The following is a 21,226-nucleotide window of genomic DNA, read 5'->3' on the forward strand; positions in this document are numbered from 1 at the left end:
AGTGGCGTGTCACAAGTCAGATCGTCAGCTGCCAGTCGGTCGAGCCGGCCGCCGGCCGGTAGCCGAGTTGCTCGTTGATCGCGATCATGTGGGTGTTCGCCGCCGCGTTGTAGGTGTCGATCACGCGCAGCTCCGGCTCATGGGCGAGCGCGTGCTCCAGATTCTCGATCTTGGTGAGCAGGCCGAGCCGGTGGCCGCGGTGGTCCGGGTCGACGATGGTGATCTGCTGCCAGGCGTGCCAGGTGCTGCTCGCGTCGAGGCTGACCATGCTCCAGGCCACCAGCCGGCCGGACGCCTCGTGCACCGCCCCGGCGCTGTACCGGCGGACCCCGCGCGCGTCGAGCGCCCGCTCGGTGCCCCGGATCCGCTCGGCGTCGACCTTCTCCTGCTCCCATTCGAGGTCACCGAGGGGCGCGTCCAGCAGCAGCCGGCCCTCCAGGTAGGCGACGTCGGCGACGTACTCCTCGGGGGTGTGGTCCGACCAGCGGACGCCGCGATAGCCCGCGGACGCCTCCCGAGCCTCGGCCAGCAGGCCGGCCAGCCGGGGCCGGTCGAGCGCGGTGACGTCCAGCCGGCGGCGGACGTCGGCGAGCGCCGGCTTCGCGCCGACGGCCGCCGCGAAGGCGGCTCCGGGCAACTGTCGGCTCTCATCCCCGGGCAGCGCGGTGACGGTCGAACCGACGAGCCGCTTGCCGCCGTGCTCGCGCAGCAGCCGCAGCCCGTGCTCGTGCAGGGCGCGCCCGACCCCGCGCCGTCGGTACGCGGGGTCCACCATCAGCTCGACGCTGGCGTTCTCGGTGTTGTCCAGCGTGTGCAGGTACAGCCGGGCCCAGCCGGCGGGCACCCCGTCGAGGCGGGCCACCCACCAGTGGGTGTCGACGCCGGGCATGGGGTGCCGCAGCGGCGCCTCGAACCGCCGCCGGCACAGCGGCGGGAGGTCCGGCTCGTCGACGGCCTGGGCCGCGACCGCCATCCGGTGGACCGCGTCGAGGGTCGCCTGGTCGGCCGGATCGAGGGGGGAGACGGAGATGCCCATGCCCCGAGCGTGGCCCCCGCACAGCGAAGGGGCCAGCGGTTTTCCGCTGGCCCCTTCGGACGTTGGTCGGGAGGGACGTCCGCACAACGCCTCCGGCGTTGGGTCGCAAGAACTTGAAAAGTCTCCGGCGGATGCCCTCCCGCACGGAGCATCTTGCGCCGTCCAATTCCTGCCGTCAAGTCCTTGTCGGCGCGTTTTCCACACTCACAGCGAAAAGCCAGTTACCCAACGGATCACCCCAATCCCCCGCCCGGGCGATCCGCCCATCCCCCGCCCGGATGAGTCCGGGCCGGGTCAGGACAGGAGGCCCGCGTCACGGGCGGCGCGGAGGCTGGGCCGGATGCGGTGGGTGGGCCCGACCTCGGGGGCGACCGCGTCGAGGGTCTTGAGGCCCTCGCCGGTGTTGAACACGACCGTCTCGGCCGCCGGGTCGAGCCGGCCGGACTCGACCAGCTTGCGCAGCACCGCCACGGTGACGCCGCCGGCCGTCTCGGCGAAGACGCCGGCGGTGCGGGCGAGCAGCCGGATGCCGGCGCGGATCTCGTCGTCGTCGGCGTACTCCATCCAGCCGCCGGTGCGGCGCACCGCCTCCAGCGCGTAGAGGCCGGCGGCCGGGTCGCCGATGTTCAACGACTTGGCGATGCCGGTCGGCTTGACCGGGACGATCGTGTCGGTGCCGGCGTGCAGCGCGGTGGCGATCGGGTTGCAGCCGGCGGACTGCGCGCCGAACACCTTCCAGCCGCCGGCCGGCGCCTCGACCAGCCCGATCTCGACCAGCTCCTGGAACGCCTTGTCGATCTTCGTGAGCAGCTCGCCGCTGGCCATCGGGATCACCACCTGGGCGGGGATCCGCCAGCCGAGCTGCTCGGCCACCTCGTAGCCGAGGGTCTTCGAGCCCTCCGCGTAGTAGGGCCGCACGTTCACGTTGACGAACGCGGTGTCCTCGAACTCGTCGGTCTCCACCAGCTCGCCGCAGAGCCGGTTCACGTCGTCGTACGAGCCGTCGATGGCGACCAGCTCGCCGCCGTAGACGGCGGTGGTCACCACCTTGCCCTGCTCCAGGTCACCGGGGATGAAGACCACCGAGGGCACCCCGGCCCGGGCCGCGTGGGCGGCCACCGAGTTGGCCAGGTTGCCGGTGGAGGCGCAGGCGTAGCGGGTGAAGCCGAGCGCGCGGGCCGCGGTCAGCGCCACGGAGACCACGCGGTCCTTGAACGAGTGGGTCGGGTTGGCGCTGTCGTCCTTGACCCAGAGCGGGCCGGTGACGCCCAGCTCGGCGGCGAGGTGCGGGGCGGCGACCAGCGGGGTCAGCCCCGGGTCGAGGGTGACCCGGGTGGCCGGGTCCTGGCCGGCGGGGAGCAGGGCGGCGTACCGCCAGAGGTTCTTCGGGCCGGCCTCGATCTGCTCGCGGGTCACCGCGGACAGGGCGGCGGTGTCGTAGTCGACCTCCAGCGGGCCGAAGCACTCGTAACAGGCGTGCTGGGCGGCCAGCGGGTAGCGCGCGGAACAGGCGCGGCAGACCAGGGCGCGGGCCGGGCTGAGGCTGGTGTCGATGCCGGAGGCGGCGGGAATCGTCGACGTCATGTCGAGGGTTTCCTCTCATCTTTCCCCGCATCGCCGGGTGCGGCGGGGACGGAATTGGCACCTGCCCGCGGTCGCTCGTCGTCGAGCGCGCGGGTGGTTGCCGGGGCGTCATCGGGCCGTATCCCTCAGCCCCTCTGGATGAGGTATGCAGTTGTGCCGCCGAGTCTATGCGGGTGCCGGGCCGCTGCCGACCCGGGTTCCCACGGTGTGAGCCGCCGCCCCGGTCAGCGCGCGACGACCGCGACCGGCTCGATCACCGCGGGGTGGTCGGTCACGGCGACCACCGCCGGGGTGGCGGGCGCCTTCCGGGTACGGGTGGCCAGGTTCGCGGCGACCAGGGCGCCGATGGTCAGCGCGGCGCCGACCAGTTCCACCGGGCCGGGCCGGTAGCCGCGCAGGATCTGCACCGCGAACGTGGTCACCGGGACCAGGTTCATGAACAGCGCCGCGTCGGCCACGCCGAGCCGGCGCACCCCGGTGTTCCAGGCCAGCACCGCGAGGACGGCGGCGACCACCACGGCGTACGCCAGTTGTGGGGCGACCGCGACGAGGTCGGCGGCGGCCGGCGCGTGCTGGAGGCCGGTGAGGTCGGCGACGGTGCTGGCGGCGAGCATGGCGAGCAGGCCGGCCACGGAGGTCAGCGTGGTGTAGCGCAGCGGCGACCACCCGGTGAACCGGCTCGCGCCGTGCGTGTAGAAGGCCCAGCCGAGCACCGCGCCGATCATGAGCAGCCCGCCCACGCCGAACTGGTCCAGCCCGTCGAGCCGGCCCCGGGTGATCACCAGCCCGACGCCGAGCAGGGCGACCAGGGAGAAGCCGAGCAGCGCCGGCCGGGGGCGTACGCCGTCGCGCGCCCAGCGGACGAGCTGGGTGACCAGCGGGGTGCTGGAGGCGAAGAGGGCGATCTGCTGCGGGGTGGCGTGGCCCAGGGCGAGGTTGGTCAGCACGTTGAAGCCGGCGAACCCGAGCACCCCGAGCAGCACGACCTCCGTGGCGCGTCGCTGTGTCCGCAGGGCGGCCCACCCCTCGCGGCCCAGCAGCAGGGCGAGCAGCACGGCGGTGGCGAGCAGGTACCGGGCGGTGGTCAGGTTAAGCGCGTCCACCCGGGTGAGCGCGCTGGCCAGCACGGGGAACATGACGCCCCAGCTCACCACGGCGAAGAGCGGGAAGGCGGCGGAACGGGAACGCATCGCGACTCCAATGTTCGAGTATCGTCGAACCAGCGGAGCCGACTCTAGGAGGTTGTTCGACGGTTGTCGAACATGGGTTACGCTGGTCACATGGAGCTGCACGAACCCGAGCTGCGCGAGGTGCCCGTCACCGCCGTGCTGGCCGCCCTGGCCGACGACGTCCGGCTGCAGATCGTGCGCGCCCTGGCCGAGGGCGGCGAGTACGCCTGCGGCACCTTCGAGTTCGGCGTCTCCAAGGCGACCCGCAGCCACCACCTCAAGGTGCTGCGCGAGGCCGGCATCACCCGGACCCGGGTCGCCGGCACCAGCCGCTACGTCCGGTTGCGCCGCGAGGAGCTGGAGCGCCTCTACCCGGGGCTGCTCGACGCGGTCCTCGCCGCGCCCGCCCGCGCCTGACCCCCGCGCCCCGGGCAGCGCCGGACGGCCGCGGGCTGGAATGATCGGCCGGATGCGGACAGCGGCGGCGCGGATCGGAGTCCTCGCGGGCGTCACGGCGCTCGCCGCCTGCGCCCCCGGGCCGACGCCCGAGAGCGCGTCCGGCCGCCCCGGCACGCCGGCCCGGCCGACCCCGGCCGCCAGCACGTCGCCGCCCCCGCCGGCCTGCTCGCCCGAGGGGATCCGCATCACCGAACTCGGGGTGAGTGCCGCCATGGGCCTGCGGGCCATGGGCCTGGAGCTGGTCAACTGCGGCGACCGCCCGTACGTGCTGCGCGGCTATCCCGTGCCGAGCCTCCGGGACACCGACCGGGACCCGTTGGCGGTCCAGGTCATCCCCGGCGCGCGCCCGATCACCTCCGGCTTCGACCAGCCGCCCACCCGGATCGTCCTGCGCCCCGGCGAGCGGGCCAGCGCCGCGCTGCTCTGGCGCAATCTGGTCACCGACGCCACGGTGGTGGCGAGCAACGGGGCCTACCTCGACGTCGCCCCGCTGCCGGGCCGGCCCGCGCACCCGGTCGAGCTGGACGGACCCATCGACCTCGGCAACACGGGCCGGCTCGGCGTGAGCGCCTGGAAGCGCTACAACGGCGCAACGTCGACGCAACCACCCGCCCCGAGCGGCCCACCCTCCACCGCACCCACCCCCGACAGCCGCCTCTGAGGGTCGTCCCGACATCAGATCTTGGTAGGAAACGACCCCTGGGAGGGCCACTTCCTACCAGGATCTCGGGACGGATCCGGTCAGGCGGGGACCGAGGGGCGCGTCGTCGGGGTGGTGACCGGTGCGCGGCGGCGGGAGAGCAGCGCGTCCAGGGCCCAGGTGCCCGGGCCGAGGACCGCGACGAGCAGGAACGACCAGCAGAAGAGCGCGGCCGGCTCGCCGCCGTTGCGCAGCGGCAGCGGGCCGTCCGGCTGGTGCACCACGAAGTACGCGTACGCCATCGAGCCGGAGGCGAGCAGCGCGGCGGGCCGGGTGAGCAGGCCGACGAGCACCAGCGCGCCGCAGACGAGCTGGATCAGCGCGGCCCACCAGCCCGGCCACTCGCCGACCGGCAGCGCCTCGCCGGTCATCGGGTTGCCGCCGAGGACGCCGAAGAGGGACGCCGCGCCGTGGCAGAGGAAGAGCAGGCCGGTGACCATGCGGAACAGGGAGAGCACGGGACCGTTCAGTTGCGCCGGGACCATCGAAGCCTCCATAGATAGGGATGGATATCCCCAGCATGAGGCACCGTTCTATCGATGGTTAGCTATTCCTTGTGGGTGAGAAGACTTTTTGGGAACGCTCCCATACTACCTGGCCGGCTCAGCTCGTGACGTCCTTGCGAGTGAACCGCCAGTAGGCCAGTCCCCAGAACAGCGTCGCGTAGGCGATCGCCGAGATGGCGCCGCGTACCACGTCGTCGGTCTGCACCGGGGTGGACAGCAGCCCGAGCCAGGCGCTGCTGTAGTGGGTGGGCAGGAACGCGCGCAGCCCGCCCAGCGCGGTGATCTGGTCGAGGATGCTGGAGAGGATCCAGAGCAGCACGGCGCCGCCGACCGCGCCGAGCGCGGCGTCCGTGGTCACCGAGAGCAGGAACGCCAGGCCGGCCACCACCAGCAGGACGACCGCCAGGTAATTCAGCACGCCGAGCAGGCGGACCAGGCCCTCGCCCGGGGCCAACTCGGCGGCGACCTGGCTGCGCAGCGGGGACCAGCCGTACCGGAGGGTGCCGGCGAGCAGGGCGGTGCCGGCGAGCAGCACGAGCGCCAGCGCCGAGTACACGAGCGCGACCACCAGCTTGACCGTGAGCAGCCGGGCCCGGGGCACCGGCACGGCCAGCAGGTAACGCAGGCTGCCCCAGCTCGCCTCGCTGGCCACCGTGTCACCGCAGAACAGGGCCACCACCACGACGAGCAGGAAGGACGACGACACGAAGATCGAGAAGAGGGTGAAGTTCAGCCCGCCCGAGGTGGCCAGGTCGACCAGGCTGGCGAACTCGCCCCGGCCGTTGTCGTCGTCACCGCCCGAGTCGAACTGGAACGCGATCAGGATGATCAGCGGCAGCAGCACCATGAACCCCAGTGCGAGCTGGGTACGCCGGCGCGCCGCCTGCCGGCGGAACTCCGCCAGGAACGGCAGGGTGGCCGACGGCCGGTAACCGGTCGCCGCCCCGACCGGCCCCACAGAAGACGACTGAGCCATCACCGGTCCCCGCTTCCCCGAGAGTTCTCGCCGACCAGGGCGAGGAACGCGTCCTCCAGGCGCCGCCGGGGCACCACCCGGTCCACCCCGATGCCGGCCCGCACCAGTTCGGCCACCACCTCGCTGCGGGCCGTGCCGTTGGTGTCCACGACCAGCCCGCCGTCGCCGTCGGGCAGCACCCGTACGCCGGCCAGCCGGTCGAGCACGCCACGCGCCGCGTCCGGGTCGCTCACGTCGAACAGGACGCTCGGCGACTCGCCGACGATCTCCTCGACCGGGCCGGACGCCACGATCCGCCCCTTGTTCACCACCACCGCGTGGGTACAGGTCTGCTCCACCTCGGCGAGCAGGTGGCTGGAGACCAGGACGGCCCGGCCGTCGGTGGCGTAGCGCTGGAGCACCCGGCGCATCTCGGCGATCTGCGGCGGGTCCAGCCCGTCCGTCGGCTCGTCGAGCACCAGCAGTTCGGGCAGGCCCAGCATGGCCTGCGCGATCGCCAGCCGCTGGCGCATGCCGTGGCTGTAGTTCTTCGTCCGCCGGTGCACCGAGTCGCCCAGCCCGGCGATCTCCAGCGCCTCCTCGAAATGCGCGTCCGCCCACGGCCGGCCGGTCGCTCGCCAGTACGCCCGCAGGTTCTCGATGCCGGACAGGTGCGGCAGGAATCCCGGCCCCTCGACCAGCGCGCCGATCCGGGAGAGCACCGGCGAGCCGGGCACCAGCCGGTGCCCGAAGACGTAGATCTCGCCGGCGGTGGGCTGGGTCAGCCCCATGAGCACCCGCAACGTGGTGGTCTTGCCGGCGCCGTTCGGCCCGAGCAGGCCGACCACCTGGCCCGGGTGCACCTCGAAGTCCACGTCGGAGACGGCGACGAAGCCGTCCGCGTACTCCTTGCGCAGGTTGCGGACGGCGAGCGGGACGCCCGCGTACGCCGGGTGGATCGAGCTGTCCTGGCGGCGGTGCCGGCGGCGCGCGATCAGGACGACCACGACGAGCCCGACCGCGATCGCGGCGAGCAGGCCGGCCAGCACCCAGCGCCAGACCGTGGCGGTGGTGGGGATGGGCGTGGCGTCGACCGTGGGCAGCACCAGCGGGCCGTCACCGAGCGCCACGGTGTGCACGGCCGGCTCGGCCGGGGTGGCGTACGCCTGGTCGGAGGTGGCCACGACGACCCGCAGCCGGTGGCCGGCCTCGACCCGGCGGACGATCGCCGGCAGGGTGACCGTGACCGGCCGGGCCTCCTCGACGGTCCGCGGCAGGCCGGTCAGCCGGACCGGCGCCACCAGACCGTCCGGCAGGGTGGCCCCGCCCTGCGGGTCGACGTCGTAGAGCTTGACGAAGAGCACCGCCTCGCCGGTCGCGGACGCGGCCCGGATCCGCACGGCCGGCGCGCCGACCACGTCGACCGGGTCGGCGAGCGGCGCGGACTCGAACCGGGCGTGCTGGCCGGGGATGTCGCCGGCAACCCCGTCCAGCAGCGAGCCGAGCGCCCCGGCGAACGGCACCGACGAGATCGCCGCCGGATTGCCGTTGGGCGGGTTGGCGATGGGCTGCGCCGGCCCGGCCAACGGCACCTCGCGGCGGCCCTGCCCGGTCACGCCCGGGTAGTCGGCGGTGCGGTAGCCGGTGGCCACGAGGCCCCGGTCGAGCGCGTCGAACCCGGCGATCCGGGAGAAGGTGAAGCTGTCGCCGGGAGCCTCCCCCTCGCCCTTGACGTAGTGGTCGAGCCACTGCGCGGTCAGGAACTTCACCCGGTCCGAGTCGGAGGTCGGGCCCGCGCCGCCGTCGTGGCCGCCGGTGAACCAGGCGACCCGCACCGGGGTGCCGGCGGCGGCGATGCCCCGGGCGTTGGCGTCGGCCTCGGTGAGCGGGAAGAGGGTGTCGGCCTCGCCCTGCACCAGCAGGGTGGGTGCCGTGATCCGGTCGAGCACCCCGGCCGGCGAGGAGCGGCGCAGCAGGTCGACCGCCGGGCCGTCGGCCCGCCCGGTGGTGGCGATCCGTAGGTACGCGGCGCAGACGTCGGCGGCGAACCGGCCGCAGGACGGGTCCGCGGCGCCGGCCGGGGCGCGACCGGGGCCGGAGCCCGGACCGGAGCCGGGCTGCGGGCTGGGCGCGCCGGCCGACGCCGGGGCGCCCTCCGGCTGGGCCGCGGTGGTCCCGGAGAGCCCGGCCGGGCCGGAACCGGCGTTGCCGCCGCCGCCGAAGAAGATGCCGGCCCAGCCCTTCTTGAACACGCCCTCGGTGGGCGCCCTGCCGGTGCTCTCCGGCAGGAAGGCGCGGGACAGGTCGTTCCAGGTGATCATCGGGACGATCGCGTCGACCCGGCGGTCCTGCGCGGCCAGCAGCAGGGCCAGACCGCCGCCGTACGAGCCGCCGACCACGCCGACCCGGGGGTCACCGGCCGCGTCGAGGCGGATGTCCGGGCGGGCGGCGAGCCGGTCCAGCAGGCGCTGCGCGTCCCGCACCTCGTAGTCGGGACTGTCCAGGTGGATCTCGCCGCCGCTGCGGCCGAACCCGCGGGCCGTCCAGGTGAGCACGGCGTACCCCCGGTCGGCCAGGTCCTCGGCGTCGGAGCGCACCGACTCCTTGGTGCCGCCGAAACCGTGCGCCAGCAGCACCGCCGGGACCCGGTGCCGGGCCGAGGCGTCGCCGGGGAGGTAGAGCGTGGTGTCCAGGTCGACCGGCTGGTCGCCGGCCGGTCCGGAACGGACGGTCACCAGGGCCGACTCGGTGCGGAAGCCGGGGCGGTCCGGGCGGGCCGCCCAGACCACGGCGGCGGCGACCAGGAGGAGCACCACCACCGCGGCGACGAGCCGGCGAGGGCGGCCGGCCAGGGCGCGCCGGATCCGCGCGACGGGCAGCGGTGATCTCATGCGGCACACGGTACGGGCCGCCGGCTGAGCGTTCCCTGAGATCCGCCGTACGTCCGTCCGGCTGGGCCATTCGTTGTCCGGGTCCCGTCGACCGTGGAAGGTCCAGAGCGTCCCAGCGGGATGAATTCTGATTCCGTGAATTCACATCTACGCTCGCAAATGCCGCCGATGCCACCTTCCCCCCGGTCATATCGGACGCTCCGTAGGTGCAAGGTCAACCGCACGTGACGGGACCCCAAGTGACGTGAAGCCGACTCGCGGACCACGCTGCCACCCGCGCCCGGTTCGATTACTTTTCCGGTCCGGTGCACGGGACTGCGTGAACGGCGACCCCCGGCTCCGGACCGTCCCCCGCCGTCGCCGGAGGAGACAGACCATGACCGTCCCCGCGCCGCGGGTCCGCCGGCGGCCCTCCGTACCGGGCCGCACCCTGCCCCTGCTGCTCGTGCTGGCGCTGCTGGCCCCGCTGGGACTGCTCTTCGCCCAGACCGACGGGCACACCGGCGACGACCGCGACCTGGCCGCCCGGGAACGGCTCGGCGTCCGCTACCTGCGCGCGCTCGGGCCGGTCACCGACGCGCTGACCGACGCGCAGACCACGGCGGTCGCCGGCCGGCCGGTCACCCGGGCGGCGCTCACCGCCGCCGTCGAGCAGGCGGCCCAGGTGGACGGCGCGATCGGCGACCAGCTCCGCACCCGGGAACGCTGGGCGGGGGTACGCGCCAAGCTGGAGGCGCTGCCCGAGCGCGGGCTCGCCGACCCGGAGGCGGCCTTCCAGGCGTACGGCGAGGTCACCGATCTGCTGCTGGCCCTGCACCGGAAGGTCCGGGAAGCCTCCGGCCTGGTCCGCGACCCGCGCTCCGACTCGTTCTTCGTGCAGGACGCCATCGGCGCGGACCTGCCCGCGGCCATGGTCGCCGCCGGCCGCCTCGCCGACGTGGCCACCCTCGCCCCGAACCGGCCCGCGGCGGACCGCCCGAGGACGATCGCCGAGCTGGCCGAACTCCGGGTCGCCGCGCTCGGGCCCGCCACCGACCTGGTGGACGACCTGCGGGCGGCCGTGGACAGCTCGGAGAGCACCGACCTCGGCCCGACCGTGCTCACCCCGCTGGACACCTACCAGCGCGCGGTGGAGGCGCTGGCCGCGTTCTCGGCGCCCGCCGGTGCGGCCGGGCCCGATCCCGTCCAGCTCGGCGCCGCGCGGCGCGGCGCGCAGTCGGCCGCCACCCAGCTCCGGCAGGTCATCCTCGACCAGCTCGACGCGCTGCTGGCGGATCGGCTCGACCGGCTCGACCGGGACCGCTGGCTGGCCCGGGGCGCCGTCGCGGCGGCCGGGGTGCTGCTCGCCGTGCTGGCCGGGGTGCTGCTCTCCACGCTGCGGCGAGCCCGCCGCCGGGCCGCCGAGGCGGACCGCGAACCGGCCGACGCCGCCGCGTACCCGGCGGCCACCCGTCCGGACCCGCCGATGTCGCCCGGAAACGGCGAACTCCTGGCGGTCGGCGGCGGACGGGCCGGCGAATCCGAGCGGTGGAGGCCGTTCGATGCTGCTCGGTAGGCTCCGGATCCGGGGCCGGCTCGCCCTGCTGGTGATCATCCCGCTGCTCAGCATGGTCGGGCTGGCCGTGCCGGTCGTCCTCGACCGGGTCGCCGCCGCCCAGCGGGCCGCCGAGATCGCCGACACCGTCCGGGTGGCCAGCCGCATCGGCAGTCTCGTGCAGGATCTACAGCAGGAACGGCTGCTCTCGGTGGGGTCGCTGCTCGGCCGGGTGACCCGCTCCGAGTTGATCCAGAAAGCCGCCACCGTGGACGACCGGGTCGCCGACCTGCGGGCCGAGTCGCTGCCGGCGCCGGTCCGGGCGGCCCTCGACGGGGTACGCACGCTGGCCGACCTGCGTACCGCCGTGCTCGCCCGGAAGGCCACGCCGGACGAGATCATGGGTGCGTTCCGCACGGTCGACATGGCGCTGATCGAGGCGCTGCGGCTGCCCTTCCAGGTGGACACCGGCACCTCGGCCGGGCGGCAGGTGCTGGCGCTGGACGCGCTGCTCCGCGCGGACGAGGGGCTGGGCGCCTGCGCCACGCTGATCGTGCTCGTCAAGGCCACCGGCGACCCGAAGGTGGCGGGCTCGTACATCGCCTGCATGGCCGCGCTCCAGGTGGACAACCAGCGGTTCCGCAGCCTCATCACACCGGAGCAGTACCGGCTGGCCATGCTGGACGACGCTGCGGTCGCCGCGCGCACGAGCCCCACCTTCCTGGTCGACAGCGTCAAGGACCCGGTGGCGGCGATCGCGGCCGTGCCGATCGACGCGCTGTTCCCCTCGGTCCGCTCGATGATCACCCTCGGCCAGTTCGTGGAGAAGAAGATCGTCGCGGACGTCATCGCCGAGACCCGGAGCGAGCAGCGGGGCGCGCTCGTCGCCGCCTGGCTGGTCAGCGCGGCGGCCGCCCTCATCCTGCTGAGCGTGGTGCTGCTCGGCATGGCGGTGGCCCGGACCGTGGCCCGGCCGCTGACCCGGCTCACCCGCTCCGCGGACCGGGTCGCCCGGGTCGCCGAGGCGGAGCTGACCCGGGTGGTCGACGACGAGGCCGAGAGCGTCGCGCCGGTCCGCCTCGACCCGATCGACGTCGGCGCCCGCGACGAGATCGGCGACCTGGCCCGGGCGTTCGAGCGGGTGCAGCGCACCGCCGCCCGGCTGGTCGAACGGCAGGTGGCCGGCCGCCGCAACGTGGCGCAGATGTTCGGCCACGTCGGCCGGCGTACGCAGAACCTGGTCGGCCGGCAGATCGCCCTGATCGACCGGCTGGAGCGGCAGGAGACCGACCCGGGACGGCTGGAGCACCTGTACCGCCTCGACCACATCTCCAGCCGGCTGCGCCGCAACGCCGGCAGCCTCGTGGTGCTCTCCGGTGCGACCGGGTCGGACGGGCACGTCGCGCCGGTCCCGCTCGCCGACCTCGTCCGGCTCGCGCTCGGTGAGATCGAGGACTACACCCGGGTGGACGTGCAGGTCCCGTCCGGGGTGTCGGCGGGGCCCGCGACCGCCGGCGACCTGGTGCTCGCGCTGGCCGAGCTGATGGAGAACGCCACCACCTTCTCCCCGCCGCACACGCGGGTGCTGGTGGCCGGCGAGCAGACCGACGGCGGCGCCCGGCTCACCGTGGTGGACCGGGGCATCGGCATGACCGAGGAGCGCCTCGCCGCCGAGAACGCCCGGCTCACCCGCCGGGAGCGGCTCGACCTGGCGCCGACCGAGGTGCTCGGGCTCTTCGTGGTGGGCCGGCTGGCCCGCCGGCACGGCTGGAGCGTCCGGCTGGCCGCGACCGCCGGTGGCGGCGTGACCGCCCACCTGGAGATCCCGGCCGCCCTGCTGGTGGTCCGCCGCCCCGAGCGCGCCGGTGCGACCGTGGCGCGGGCCTCCGTGCCGTCCCGGGAGCGGCGGGCGCTGCCCGAACCCGCCCGGACGCCGACCGCCGGCGAGCCCGCCGGCTTCGACGCGGCGCTGCTGAGCCGCGCCACCCGCAGCCTGGAGGCCGGCCAGTCCTGGAATGCCTTCGGCAACCCGGCCGTGGCAGCCGGGACGCCCGCCGTCGAGCCCGGGACGCCCGCCGTCGGCCCTGGGACGCCCGCCGTCGAGCCCGGGACGCCCGCATTGGAACCCTGGACGCCCGCCGGCGGACCGCCGCTCGCCTGGCCGCCCGCCGTGGCGCCCGCCACCCCGGCGCCGGCCACCCCCGGCCCGGGCCTTTCCGACCCGCCGACCCCGGTCGTCGGCCCGGCACCGGCCGCTCCCCCGGCCGCTGGGCCGGCGACCGGCCTCCCGCCGGCCGGGACGGGGCCGCTGATCCGGCAGCGGGTGCCCGGGGCGAGCCTGCCCGCCGCCGGGCCGGCGCCGGGGCCGGTCACCGCCACCACCGCCGACCCGGCCGCCGTCCGGGCCCTGGTCGAGGCGTTCCAGGACGGCGTACGCCGGGCCGAGGACGACACCGCCCCGGCCGTGCCCACCCCCGGCCGGCCCCTGCTCAGCCGGCGGGTGCCCGGGGCGAACCTGGCCGTGTCGCCGGTGCGGCCCGCCCCGCCGGCCAGCCCGCCGCCGGGGGACCCGGCCGAGGTCCGCGACCTCATCACCGATTTCGAGGCGGGCGTCGCCCGTGCTCTGCGCGAAGTCAGTCCAGACCGACGCTACGAAGAGGACGCATCACGGTGACCAGCCCGTTCCTGCACGACAACGCCGACCAGACCACCACCGGCGGTCTCAGCCCCGAGGCGCGCACCTTCAACTGGTTGCTCGACTCGTTCACCTCCAGCACGGCCGGGGTCATGGAGGCGATCGCGGTCTCCTCGGACGGACTGCTGATGGCCATGTCCGCCATCAAGGACCGGTCCAACGCGGAGCGGCTGGCCGCGGTCGTCTCCGGCATGACCAGCCTCGCCGGGGGCGCGGCCAGCTGGTACGCGCTCGGCGGGTTGAACCGGGTGATCGTGGACATGGCCGAGGGCTACCTCCTGATCAGCGCGATCAGCAGCGGCTCGGTACTCGGCGTGGTCGCCGACCGCTCCGCCAACCTGGGCACCGTGGCGTACGAGATGACGCTCTTCGCCGGCCGCGCCGGCGGCGCCCTGACCCCCCGCCTGATCGCCGAACTGAAGAACGCCGTCCAGCAATGACCCCGGAGGCGGCCGGTGAGGACCCGGAGCCGGAGCCCGGCACCCGGATCCGCCCCTTCCTGCACGCGCCCTCCCCCGGCCCGGGGTCGGACGCGGGCGGCGGGGAGCCGGCCGGCCCGCGCCCGTTCGTGCTGACCGCCGGCCGGGTGGACGGCGATCCGGCGATCGGCCTGGAGACCCAGGTGACCGCCCGGCCGGAGAGCGGCTCCTGGGCGGTCATCGCCCAGCTCGCCCCGGAACTGGCGACGATCGTGGCGCTCTGCGCCGAACCGATCTCGGTCGCCGAGATCTCCGCCCGGGCGCGGATGCACTTCGGCGTGACCCGGGTGCTCGTCGGCGACCTCCGCGCCGCCGGGCACCTCGACGTGCACGTCGGGGACGCCGACGACGCCCTCGACCCCGACCTCATCCTGCGAGTGATTGATGGACTCCGTGCGATCTCCTGAATGGCCGGCGGCCGCCGCGGGCGGTCCCGCCGCGAACAGCGCCGCCACCCGGTACGCCGCCCCGCCCACCGGCGCCGGGCCGGCCGCCGCCCCGCCGGCCGGGCGGACCACCACACCGGCTCCGCCCCCGCCGTACCGGCCGCCGGAGATGGCCGCCCCGACGGTCAGCCCGGTGCCCGCGCCGCGCCCGCCGATCCCGGTGAAGATCCTCATCGCCGGTGGCTTCGGGGTGGGCAAGACCACCACGGTGGGCGCGATCTCCGAGATCGCGCCGCTGACCACCGAGGCGGAGATGACCACCGCCGGGATCGGCGTCGACGACCCGGGCGCGGTCTCGGACAAGACCACCACCACGGTGGCCATGGATTTCGGCTGCGTCACCATCGACCGCAGCCTCAAGCTCTACCTCTTCGGCACGCCCGGCCAGGCCCGCTTCGGGTTCATGTGGGACGACCTGGCCCGGGGCGCGCTCGGCGCGCTCGTGGTGGTGGACAGCGCCCGGCTCGACGACTGCTATCCGGCGATCGACTTCTTCGAGCGGGCCGGGCTGCCGTTCGCGGTGGGGGTGAACGCCTTCGACGGCCGGCTGGCCCTCGACCTACCCTCGATCCGCTGGGCGCTGGCGATCGGCGAACATGTGCCGCTGGTGCAGTTCGACGCCCGGGACCGGCTCTCCGTACGGGACGCACTGCTGGTGGTCCTGGACCGGGCGCTGAACCGGGCGACCCGGGAGAAAGGGGCCTGAACCGGCAGCCGGTTCGACCCGTGTCACGGAAGGGGTGCACGTGATGAGAGGCGATCTGGACGAGACCCTGGCCCGGCTGGCGCGGCGCGATGAGGCGCTGCGCCGCCGGGCGCCACTGCCCGGCGAGCCGGCCGAGGAGGCCGCGCGCGACGGGTCGGCGGACGAGCGGGCGGGGCACGGCGCGTACCGGTTGCGTGGGGGCGACCGGCCGGAGCGGCGGGACCCGGTCGAGGAGGTGGCCGAGGCGGTCCGCCGGGTGGTCGCCGAGCACCCCGGCCTGGCCGTCGTCGTGCGGGTGGAACTGGGCGGCCAGGCGTACCCGTTGCGGGTCGCCTGGTCCGGCCCGGAGGTGACGGTCGGCGCCACTGCCGCGCCCGCGCCCCCGCCGGCCTGGCCCATGTCGGTGAAGACGGTGCCGGCCCCCGGGCAGGACGGGATGGTCGCCGACCCGGCGGCCCGGCTGGCCGAGATGATCCGGCGCGATCCCTCCCTGCTGGACGATACCGGCCCGCTGTAGAGGCCCGCCGGCACGACGTGGTGCCGGCGGCTACTGTCGGGCGGGTGGCGGAACCCGACCTGACCCTGACCGCGATCCTGCGGCCGGCGGCGCTGGACGCCCGGCGCGGCGTCGTCCGCCTGCACCCTGAGGTGCTGACGGCGCTGGCCCTGCGCCCCGGCGACCCGGTGCGGCTAGCCGGCCGGCGGGTGACCGCCGGCATCGCCGCGCCGGCGGACCCGGGCGCGAGCAGCGCCCTGCTCTACGCCGACGACCTGCTGCTGGGCAACCTGGGCCTGCGCGACGGCGGGCAGGTCACGGTGAGCCCGCTGCCGGCGGTCCCGGCCCGCCGGCTCACCCTCGCCGGCCCGGTCGGCGTCGTCGCCGCCGTCTCCCCGGAGATGCTCCGGCTCGCCCTGCTCGGCAAGGTGGTCACCGCCGGGGACGACGTCTCGCTGCTGCCCCAGGACGTGCTCCCCGACGCCGCGCTCCGCGGCCTGGTCGAGGCCGCCCGCCGCAGCCTGGCCACCACCGTCGGGTACGCCTGGACCAGCACCCTGCTCACCGTGGTGGCGGCCGAGCCGGCGACCGGCGCGCTGGTCACCATGGACACCGTGGTCGGCTGGGAGCACGGCGCGGCCACCCGCGGCTCCGGCCCGGCCGGCGGGACGGGCCCGGCGACCCCGGCCGCTCCCGCGCCCGCCGACGGCCTGCTCGGCCCCGAGGACGCTCCCGACGTGGACGAGCTGCCCGGGCTGCGGGCCCAGGCCGAGGAGCTGACCGAACTGCTCGACCTGGGCTTCCACCACGGGGAGGTGCTGGGCCGGCTCGGCACCACCGTCTCGCTCGGCGTCCTCGTCGGCGGCCCGGCCGGCTCGGGCAAGTCGGCGCTGGTCCGCGCGGTCGCCGCCCGGGTCCGCGCCCGGGTCCGCCCGCTGTGGGGCCCGGAACTGGCCGCGCTGGGCAACGACGCCGCCGCCCGCCGGCTGCGCGAGGCCGCCGCGGAGGTCCGGGCCAACGGGCCGGCCGTGCTGCTGGTCACCGACGTGGAGGCGGTCGCCCCGGCCGACGAGCCCGGTCCGCTGGCTACGGTGTTCCGGCAGGTGGTCGCCGAGACGGTCCAATCGGGGGCGGCGGTGGTCTGCACGACCGGGCGTCCCGAGGCGGTGGACCCGGCGCTGCGCGCCCCGGACCTGCTCTCGCTGCGGATCACCGTGCCGCTGCCCGACGCGGCGCTGCGCCGGGAGCAGCTGACCGTGCTCACCCGGCAGGTGCCGCTGGCTGAGGACGTCCGGCTGGACGAGGTGGCCGCCCGTACGCCGGGGTTCGTGGCCGCGGACCTGGCCGCGCTGGTCCGCGAGGCCGGGGTGCGGGCCGCGCTGCGGCAGAAGGCGGCGGAGACGCCGACCGTGGCGATGGCCGACTTCGCCGCCGCCCTGGAGGTGGTCCGGCCGACCACGATGGCCGCGTCCACCCTGGAGCTGGCCTCGGTGACCCTGGACGACGTCGGCGGCCTGCACGAGGTCAAGCAGACGCTGACCGAATCGGTGCTCTGGCCGCTGACCTACCCGGACACGTTCGCCCGGCTGGGCGTGACGCCGCCGCGCGGGGTGCTGCTCTACGGGCCGCCCGGCTGCGGCAAGACCTACCTGGTCACCGCGCTGGCCGGCTCGGGCCGGGCCAACGTGCTGTCGGTGAAGGGCGCGGAGCTGCTCTCCAAGTGGGTCGGTGAGAGCGAGCGCGCGGTCCGCGAGCTGTTCCGCCGGGCCCGCGAGGCGGCCCCCACGCTGGTCTTCCTCGACGAGGTGGACGCCCTCGCCCCGGTCCGCGGCCAGGCCAGCGACGGGGGCACCACCGACCGGGTGGTCGCCGCCCTGCTCACCGAGCTGGACGGGGTGGAGGCGCTGCGCAACGTCGTGGTGGTCGGCGCGACGAACCGTCCCGAGCTGGTCGACCCGGCGCTGCTCCGCCCCGGGCGGCTGGAGCGCCTGGTGTACGTGCCGCCGCCGGACGGCCCGGCCCGCGCCGAGATCCTCCACGCGGCCGCCCGGCACGTCCCGCTCGCGCCCGACGTGGACCTCACCGCGCTGGGCGCGGAGCTGGACGGCTTCTCCGCGGCCGACTGCGCCGCGCTGATCCGGGAGGCGGCGCTCGCCGCGATGCGCGAGTCGCTGGCGGCCAGCACGGTCACCGCCGCGCACGTCGAGGCGGCCCGCACCCGCGTACGCCCCTCGCTGGACCCGATCCAGCTCGCCCTCCTGGAGGCCTACGCCGCCACCCGGCGCTGAGCCGGCTCAGTCGGTGGGCAGCAGCGGGCCGAGCGGGCCGAGGTCGAGGTTGAGGTCCTCGGGGGCCAGGCCGAAGTACTCGCGGAGCTGGGTCATCTGCTCCTCCAGCGCCATCAGCGTGGCGCCGACCCGTTCGACCTGCTCCTCGGTCAGGTCGCCCAGGTCGACCCGGCGCAGCGCCTGCCGTTCCATGAGCTGCCGGAGCAGCTCGATCACGGTGAGCACCAGGCTGGCCAGCCCGCGCTCGACCGAGTCCTGGTCCACGGCCAGCCTGCGGTCCAGCGGCCGGACCCGGGGCGCCGTCCACCGCGGCTCGCCCAGCGCCGCCGCCAGGTCGGCCGCCTCGTCCCGGCCGGTCACGCCGCGGCCTCCGGCTCGGGCGGGGCCAGCGCGCCGACCGAGGCGATGAGCGCCCGCAGCGAGACGCGGACCAGGTCGATGTCCGCGATGGCCAGGGTGATGTCCCCGGTGATCACCACGCCGGTGGCGAGCACCCGGTCGAGCAGGTCGACCAGCGCCACCGGCCGGTAGGTCAGCGGATCGTCGGCGCTGCTGGGCGCCAGCGTGCTCACGCCCATGCCGGCTCCGCCTCCGGTTCCGCCACGAAGGAGTACGGCGGCCAGGGGCCGGTCAGCTCCAGCCGCAGCTCCGGGTGCCGTTCCGCCAGCTCCCGGGCCAGCCCCGCGAAGCCGTCCCAGCGGTCCCGGTCGACCAGGTACGCCCCGTTGAGCACCATGGCGGTGGGCGCGCCGGAGAGCCGCCGGTCCTGCGGTGCGTGCCGGCGGGCGGCGACCGCGTACCCGGCGAGGGCGGTGTGCACGGCGGCGGCCCCGTCGGCGGCGACCCGCTGCCCCTCCTCCCGGGCGGTGAGCTGGGCCCGGCGCCGCCGCAGGTACGCCGCGCCGGCCCCGCCCCCGTCGACGGGTTCCTCGGCCGTCGGGGTCGCCCCGGGCACCACGTAGCCCTTGACTCCCCACTCCGCGCGGCCGTCGAGCCGGGCCAGCGTGCCGGCCAGCTCGTCGTGCCGCTCGATCAGCACCCGGGCCACCCGGTCGTCGTCCCGGTGGACGGTGGCGAGCCGGGCGGGCACCACCGTGCCGGACCGGGACAGCGCGTCCACCACGGCGTGATGGGCCCGGGCGGCCCGCTCCAGCCAGGCCAGGTCCTCCAGGTTGCGGCGCAGCGCCGCCTCGCCGTACTCGCTGAGCGGGGCGTCGCTGACCACGGCGACCAGGCCGGCGGCGGCAACGGCCCGGACCGGCGTGCCGGCGATGCCGGGCAGCCCGGCGGGCGTGGCCGTGCCGGCGACCACGCCGTGCAGCCAGACCGCGGTCCCGGTGTCCGGGGTGGGGTCAGAGGTCGTGGTCATGCCAGCCCTCCCGCTCGTCCCGCTCGTCCCGCTCGGCCCGGGCGGCCACCCGCGGCCGACGGGACGCCTCGACCTCCTCCGGGTCACGCGGGCCCGGCTCGACCGGCGGCCGAGCCTTGGAGCTCAGCCACGGGTCGTGCTCCCACCAGTCGATGCCGATCTGCCGCGCGGTGTCCACCGAGGCGATGACCAGCCGCAGCTTCAGGGTCAGCAGCTCGATGTCGAGCAGGCTGACCCGGATGTCACCGGCGATCACGATGCCGCGGTCGAGCACCCGTTCCAGGATGTCGCCGAGGTTCGCCGGCTCATGACCGGCCGGCAGCACCTGACCGGAGTTCTGCACGACCGACGGCGCCCGCCCAATGGTCATCTCAGTCCCCCTTGCCGCGCTGGTAGCGGCGCGTCCGCCGGTAGCCGAGCAGGCTGCCGGTCATGTCCAGCTCGACCTCGTAGAGGCCGAGCAGGTCGGTCGACGCCGGGATGCGGTGGTCCTCGACCACCTCCACCCCGACCCGCCACCCGTCGTCGGTGGGCTGGATCGAGGTGATCCCGAGCGGATCCTTGCCGGTCAGCGCGACGATCAGGCGCAGCCCCTCCTGGGCCGCCTCGGCCGCGCCGACCGCCTCCTCGTCGTCCTCGTCGAGGTACCGCTCCTCGGCCCGCCCGCCCCGGTCCCGCCACCGCTCGCGGTCGCCGTCACCCCGGATCCGTGCTGTCATCGCCCTCCCCCTCGTCCGCCACGCGGCTCGCCGCGGCGGCCGCCGGTTCCCCGCCGGGCGGGCGCCGGCCGCCGGGGCGCGCCGTTACGCCCCGGCGGGGTACGGCCGGCGCCGGCGGCCGGCCTCGTCAACCGGTCCAGCACCTGCTGCTGCCCCCAGTCCCGCTCCTCCGGCGTGATGTCGCCGGCCGCCGCCGCCCGGTCCAGCTCCTCCAGCTCGCGCCGGATGTTGACCGGGTTGTACTGCTGCGACTCCGCCTCCCGCGCCACCACCTTGACCAGCGCGGTGAGCCCCCGCACCGGCGCGTACGGCAGGGTCAGCAGCGTCCACAGGATGTCCACGTGTCACTCCACCAGTTGGTGCGCGCTGACGAAGTCGTACGGGGCGAGCGGTCCGATGAGCCGCATCCGGATCAGGTCCCGCCGCTGCTCGGCGAAGTCCTCCACGGCCTGGACGAACTCGTCCTCGTCGTCGCCCTCCACCAGGAAGGAGACGCGCACCGCGTCCAGCTCGTTGCTGGGCGGGAGTGGCACGTCGGCCACCACGTACCGGCCCACCGCGTCGATCAGGTCGCGGTTCTCCGCCTCCCGGCGCAGCTCCACCGCCTGGCTGATCATCTCGCCGAGCCGGATCCGCTGCTCCCGGCTCTCGACCTCCGGCCGGCCGCGCACCTCGTCGGCGAGGGCACCGGCGGCGGCGTTCTCCGCCAGGAAGCCGCTGATGAACTCCTGCTCGTCGAAGCGCCCGTGCACGGTGTACTGGAGCCGGCCCTCGAACTCGTCGAGGGCGGCGGCGAACCGGTCGTGGTGCGCGGCGAGCAGGTCCTCGACCGCGTCCTCGCCGGTCACCACCGTGCCGAACCGCACCGGCAGCACCGGCGCGACCACCGCCGTCCCGTCCAGCAGCCGCTCGTACGCGGTCAGGTCGGCCGGCCGGCCCAGCGGCTCCTCCAGCCCGACCTCGCTGACCAGCGCCGCCAGCTCACCGTGCCGGATCGCGGTCACCTCGCCCGGCGGGGAGCCGACCCCCTCGGCCTCGGGGGTCGGCTCCACGTCGGAGGGCACGATGCCGTAAATGAACAGCCCGTTCTCCTCAGCCATCTCAGCGCTCCTCGTCCCGCCGCCGGCGCGGCCGCTCCCGCTCCCGCTCGTCGCCCCGGTCGCGGAGCGAATCGGCCACCGCGCCGCTGATCTC

Annotated in this window: 22 protein-coding genes and 1 riboswitch; of the genes, 9 read left to right on the forward strand and 13 right to left on the reverse strand. The window is 75.4% G+C overall.

Features of this window, described 5'->3' with window-relative positions; genetic code table 11:
* Nucleotides 1-16 precede the first annotated feature (16 nt).
* The 3 genes from ABZ452_RS11695 to ABZ452_RS11705 all read right to left on the reverse strand — a co-directional run bounded on the left by ABZ452_RS11695 (nucleotide 17) and on the right by ABZ452_RS11705 (nucleotide 3,810).
* Nucleotides 17-1,036 carry a GNAT family N-acetyltransferase gene (locus tag ABZ452_RS11695; protein WP_357941515.1) on the reverse strand — a complete coding sequence of 340 codons (1,020 nt, stop codon included), beginning with the start codon at nucleotides 1,034-1,036 and terminating at the stop codon, nucleotides 17-19.
* A gap of 294 nt (nucleotides 1,037-1,330) precedes the next feature.
* A complete protein-coding gene (gene thrC / locus ABZ452_RS11700) occupies nucleotides 1,331-2,620 on the reverse strand; it encodes a threonine synthase (RefSeq protein WP_357941517.1) in 1,290 nt (429 codons plus the stop codon).
* 12 nt (nucleotides 2,621-2,632) lie between these two features.
* A riboswitch (SAM riboswitch) is annotated at nucleotides 2,633-2,765 on the reverse strand.
* Nucleotides 2,766-2,844: 79 nt separating this feature from the next.
* Nucleotides 2,845-3,810, reverse strand: a complete 966-nt coding sequence (locus ABZ452_RS11705; protein ID WP_357941519.1) for a DMT family transporter — start codon at nucleotides 3,808-3,810, stop codon at nucleotides 2,845-2,847.
* Nucleotides 3,811-3,900: 90 nt separating this feature from the next.
* Here ABZ452_RS11705 and ABZ452_RS11710 point away from each other — a divergent pair, with 90 nt between their 5' ends.
* Nucleotides 3,901-4,206, forward strand: coding sequence for a metalloregulator ArsR/SmtB family transcription factor (locus ABZ452_RS11710; RefSeq protein ID WP_357941521.1), 306 nt, complete (start codon nucleotides 3,901-3,903; stop codon nucleotides 4,204-4,206).
* Nucleotides 4,207-4,258: 52 nt separating this feature from the next.
* Nucleotides 4,259-4,909 carry a DUF4232 domain-containing protein gene (locus tag ABZ452_RS11715; RefSeq protein WP_357941523.1) on the forward strand — a complete coding sequence of 217 codons (651 nt, stop codon included), beginning with the start codon at nucleotides 4,259-4,261 and terminating at the stop codon, nucleotides 4,907-4,909.
* An 80-nt stretch (nucleotides 4,910-4,989) separates the two neighbouring features.
* Here the strand turns inward: ABZ452_RS11715 and ABZ452_RS11720 are convergent, their stop codons facing one another.
* From ABZ452_RS11720 to ABZ452_RS11730, 3 genes are all read right to left on the reverse strand, one after another.
* Entirely contained in the window at nucleotides 4,990-5,433 is a 444-nt protein-coding gene (locus ABZ452_RS11720) for a DoxX family protein (protein ID WP_357941525.1), read from the reverse strand.
* Between the two features lie 118 nt (nucleotides 5,434-5,551).
* On the reverse strand, nucleotides 5,552-6,430 hold the full coding sequence (locus tag ABZ452_RS11725) for an ABC transporter permease subunit (protein WP_357941527.1): 879 nt from the start codon (nucleotides 6,428-6,430) through the stop codon (nucleotides 5,552-5,554).
* Entirely contained in the window at nucleotides 6,430-9,300 is a 2,871-nt protein-coding gene (locus ABZ452_RS11730; RefSeq protein ID WP_357941529.1) for an alpha/beta fold hydrolase, read from the reverse strand. Before ABZ452_RS11730 ends, ABZ452_RS11725 begins: the two co-directional genes overlap by 1 nt.
* A 376-nt stretch (nucleotides 9,301-9,676) precedes the next feature.
* Between ABZ452_RS11730 and ABZ452_RS11735 the strand changes: the two genes are divergently transcribed.
* The 7 genes from ABZ452_RS11735 to ABZ452_RS11765 are packed head-to-tail and all read left to right on the forward strand — an operon-like array spanning nucleotide 9,677 to nucleotide 17,944.
* A complete protein-coding gene (locus ABZ452_RS11735) occupies nucleotides 9,677-10,855 on the forward strand; it encodes a hypothetical protein (RefSeq protein ID WP_357941531.1) in 1,179 nt (392 codons plus the stop codon).
* The gene (locus ABZ452_RS11740) at nucleotides 10,842-13,508 is read left to right on the forward strand and encodes a nitrate- and nitrite sensing domain-containing protein (RefSeq protein WP_357941533.1); all 2,667 of its coding nucleotides are present in this window, start codon (nucleotides 10,842-10,844) and stop codon (nucleotides 13,506-13,508) included. The genes ABZ452_RS11735 and ABZ452_RS11740 overlap by 14 nt, the downstream gene beginning before the upstream one ends.
* Nucleotides 13,505-13,969 (forward strand): roadblock/LC7 domain-containing protein, encoded by a 465-nt coding sequence (locus ABZ452_RS11745; RefSeq protein WP_151463027.1) that lies wholly within the window; start codon nucleotides 13,505-13,507, stop codon nucleotides 13,967-13,969. Before ABZ452_RS11740 ends, ABZ452_RS11745 begins: the two co-directional genes overlap by 4 nt.
* Nucleotides 13,966-14,415 (forward strand): DUF742 domain-containing protein, encoded by a 450-nt coding sequence (locus ABZ452_RS11750; RefSeq protein ID WP_357941535.1) that lies wholly within the window; start codon nucleotides 13,966-13,968, stop codon nucleotides 14,413-14,415. The genes ABZ452_RS11745 and ABZ452_RS11750 overlap by 4 nt, the downstream gene beginning before the upstream one ends.
* Nucleotides 14,393-15,160 carry an ATP/GTP-binding protein gene (locus ABZ452_RS11755; protein WP_357941537.1) on the forward strand — a complete coding sequence of 256 codons (768 nt, stop codon included), beginning with the start codon at nucleotides 14,393-14,395 and terminating at the stop codon, nucleotides 15,158-15,160. The genes ABZ452_RS11750 and ABZ452_RS11755 overlap by 23 nt, the downstream gene beginning before the upstream one ends.
* 43 nt (nucleotides 15,161-15,203) lie before the next feature.
* Nucleotides 15,204-15,677: a hypothetical protein gene (locus ABZ452_RS11760; protein WP_357941539.1), complete on the forward strand. Its 474-nt coding sequence runs from the start codon at nucleotides 15,204-15,206 to the stop codon at nucleotides 15,675-15,677.
* A gap of 44 nt (nucleotides 15,678-15,721) precedes the next feature.
* Nucleotides 15,722-17,944 (forward strand): AAA family ATPase, encoded by a 2,223-nt coding sequence (locus ABZ452_RS11765; RefSeq protein WP_357941541.1) that lies wholly within the window; start codon nucleotides 15,722-15,724, stop codon nucleotides 17,942-17,944.
* Between the two features lie 6 nt (nucleotides 17,945-17,950).
* Here the strand turns inward: ABZ452_RS11765 and ABZ452_RS11770 are convergent, their stop codons facing one another.
* From ABZ452_RS11770 to ABZ452_RS11800, 7 genes are read right to left on the reverse strand one after another with little or no spacing between them, the layout of a single operon-like run.
* Entirely contained in the window at nucleotides 17,951-18,304 is a 354-nt protein-coding gene (locus tag ABZ452_RS11770) for a gas vesicle protein K (RefSeq protein ID WP_355665971.1), read from the reverse strand.
* Complete coding sequence (locus ABZ452_RS11775; protein WP_357941543.1) at nucleotides 18,301-18,522, reverse strand: gas vesicle protein; 222 nt, start codon at nucleotides 18,520-18,522, stop codon at nucleotides 18,301-18,303. Before ABZ452_RS11775 ends, ABZ452_RS11770 begins: the two co-directional genes overlap by 4 nt.
* On the reverse strand, nucleotides 18,513-19,313 hold the full coding sequence (locus ABZ452_RS11780) for a GvpL/GvpF family gas vesicle protein (protein WP_357941545.1): 801 nt from the start codon (nucleotides 19,311-19,313) through the stop codon (nucleotides 18,513-18,515). Before ABZ452_RS11780 ends, ABZ452_RS11775 begins: the two co-directional genes overlap by 10 nt.
* A complete protein-coding gene (locus tag ABZ452_RS11785) occupies nucleotides 19,297-19,683 on the reverse strand; it encodes a gas vesicle protein (protein ID WP_357941547.1) in 387 nt (128 codons plus the stop codon). The genes ABZ452_RS11780 and ABZ452_RS11785 overlap by 17 nt, the downstream gene beginning before the upstream one ends.
* 1 nt (nucleotide 19,684) lies before the next feature.
* Complete coding sequence (locus tag ABZ452_RS11790; RefSeq protein WP_357941549.1) at nucleotides 19,685-20,032, reverse strand: gas vesicle protein; 348 nt, start codon at nucleotides 20,030-20,032, stop codon at nucleotides 19,685-19,687.
* Entirely contained in the window at nucleotides 20,029-20,373 is a 345-nt protein-coding gene (locus ABZ452_RS11795; protein WP_357941551.1) for a gas vesicle protein GvpG, read from the reverse strand. Before ABZ452_RS11795 ends, ABZ452_RS11790 begins: the two co-directional genes overlap by 4 nt.
* A 3-nt stretch (nucleotides 20,374-20,376) precedes the next feature.
* A complete protein-coding gene (locus ABZ452_RS11800) occupies nucleotides 20,377-21,132 on the reverse strand; it encodes a GvpL/GvpF family gas vesicle protein (RefSeq protein ID WP_357941553.1) in 756 nt (251 codons plus the stop codon).
* Nucleotides 21,133-21,226: the final 94 nt, after the last annotated feature.

Source organism: Micromonospora sp. NPDC005707 (assembly GCF_040631005.1).
Taxonomy (GTDB): domain Bacteria; phylum Actinomycetota; class Actinomycetes; order Mycobacteriales; family Micromonosporaceae; genus Micromonospora.

Excerpts from the sequence above, each read along its gene's own strand:
- ABZ452_RS11740 (WP_357941533.1), top strand. The coding sequence starts at position 10,842 with ATGCTGCTCGGTAGGCTCCGGATCCGGGGCCGGCTCGCCCTGCTGGTG.
- ABZ452_RS11715 (WP_357941523.1), top strand. The coding sequence starts at position 4,259 with ATGCGGACAGCGGCGGCGCGGATCGGAGTCCTCGCGGGCGTCACGGCG.
- ABZ452_RS11735 (WP_357941531.1), top strand. The coding sequence starts at position 9,677 with ATGACCGTCCCCGCGCCGCGGGTCCGCCGGCGGCCCTCCGTACCGGGC.
- ABZ452_RS11755 (WP_357941537.1), top strand. The coding sequence starts at position 14,393 with ATGGACTCCGTGCGATCTCCTGAATGGCCGGCGGCCGCCGCGGGCGGT.
- ABZ452_RS11785 (WP_357941547.1), bottom strand. The coding sequence starts at position 19,683 with ATGACCATTGGGCGGGCGCCGTCGGTCGTGCAGAACTCCGGTCAGGTG.
- ABZ452_RS11695 (WP_357941515.1), bottom strand. The coding sequence starts at position 1,036 with ATGGGCATCTCCGTCTCCCCCCTCGATCCGGCCGACCAGGCGACCCTC.
- ABZ452_RS11725 (WP_357941527.1), bottom strand. The coding sequence starts at position 6,430 with ATGGCTCAGTCGTCTTCTGTGGGGCCGGTCGGGGCGGCGACCGGTTAC.
- ABZ452_RS11800 (WP_357941553.1), bottom strand. The coding sequence starts at position 21,132 with ATGGCTGAGGAGAACGGGCTGTTCATTTACGGCATCGTGCCCTCCGAC.
- ABZ452_RS11705 (WP_357941519.1), bottom strand. The coding sequence starts at position 3,810 with ATGCGTTCCCGTTCCGCCGCCTTCCCGCTCTTCGCCGTGGTGAGCTGG.
- ABZ452_RS11760 (WP_357941539.1), top strand. The coding sequence starts at position 15,204 with ATGAGAGGCGATCTGGACGAGACCCTGGCCCGGCTGGCGCGGCGCGAT.
- ABZ452_RS11790 (WP_357941549.1), bottom strand. The coding sequence starts at position 20,032 with ATGACAGCACGGATCCGGGGTGACGGCGACCGCGAGCGGTGGCGGGAC.
- ABZ452_RS11775 (WP_357941543.1), bottom strand. The coding sequence starts at position 18,522 with ATGGGCGTGAGCACGCTGGCGCCCAGCAGCGCCGACGATCCGCTGACC.
- thrC (WP_357941517.1), bottom strand. The coding sequence starts at position 2,620 with ATGACGTCGACGATTCCCGCCGCCTCCGGCATCGACACCAGCCTCAGC.
- ABZ452_RS11730 (WP_357941529.1), bottom strand. The coding sequence starts at position 9,300 with ATGAGATCACCGCTGCCCGTCGCGCGGATCCGGCGCGCCCTGGCCGGC.
- ABZ452_RS11720 (WP_357941525.1), bottom strand. The coding sequence starts at position 5,433 with ATGGTCCCGGCGCAACTGAACGGTCCCGTGCTCTCCCTGTTCCGCATG.
- ABZ452_RS11710 (WP_357941521.1), top strand. The coding sequence starts at position 3,901 with ATGGAGCTGCACGAACCCGAGCTGCGCGAGGTGCCCGTCACCGCCGTG.
- ABZ452_RS11780 (WP_357941545.1), bottom strand. The coding sequence starts at position 19,313 with ATGACCACGACCTCTGACCCCACCCCGGACACCGGGACCGCGGTCTGG.
- ABZ452_RS11750 (WP_357941535.1), top strand. The coding sequence starts at position 13,966 with ATGACCCCGGAGGCGGCCGGTGAGGACCCGGAGCCGGAGCCCGGCACC.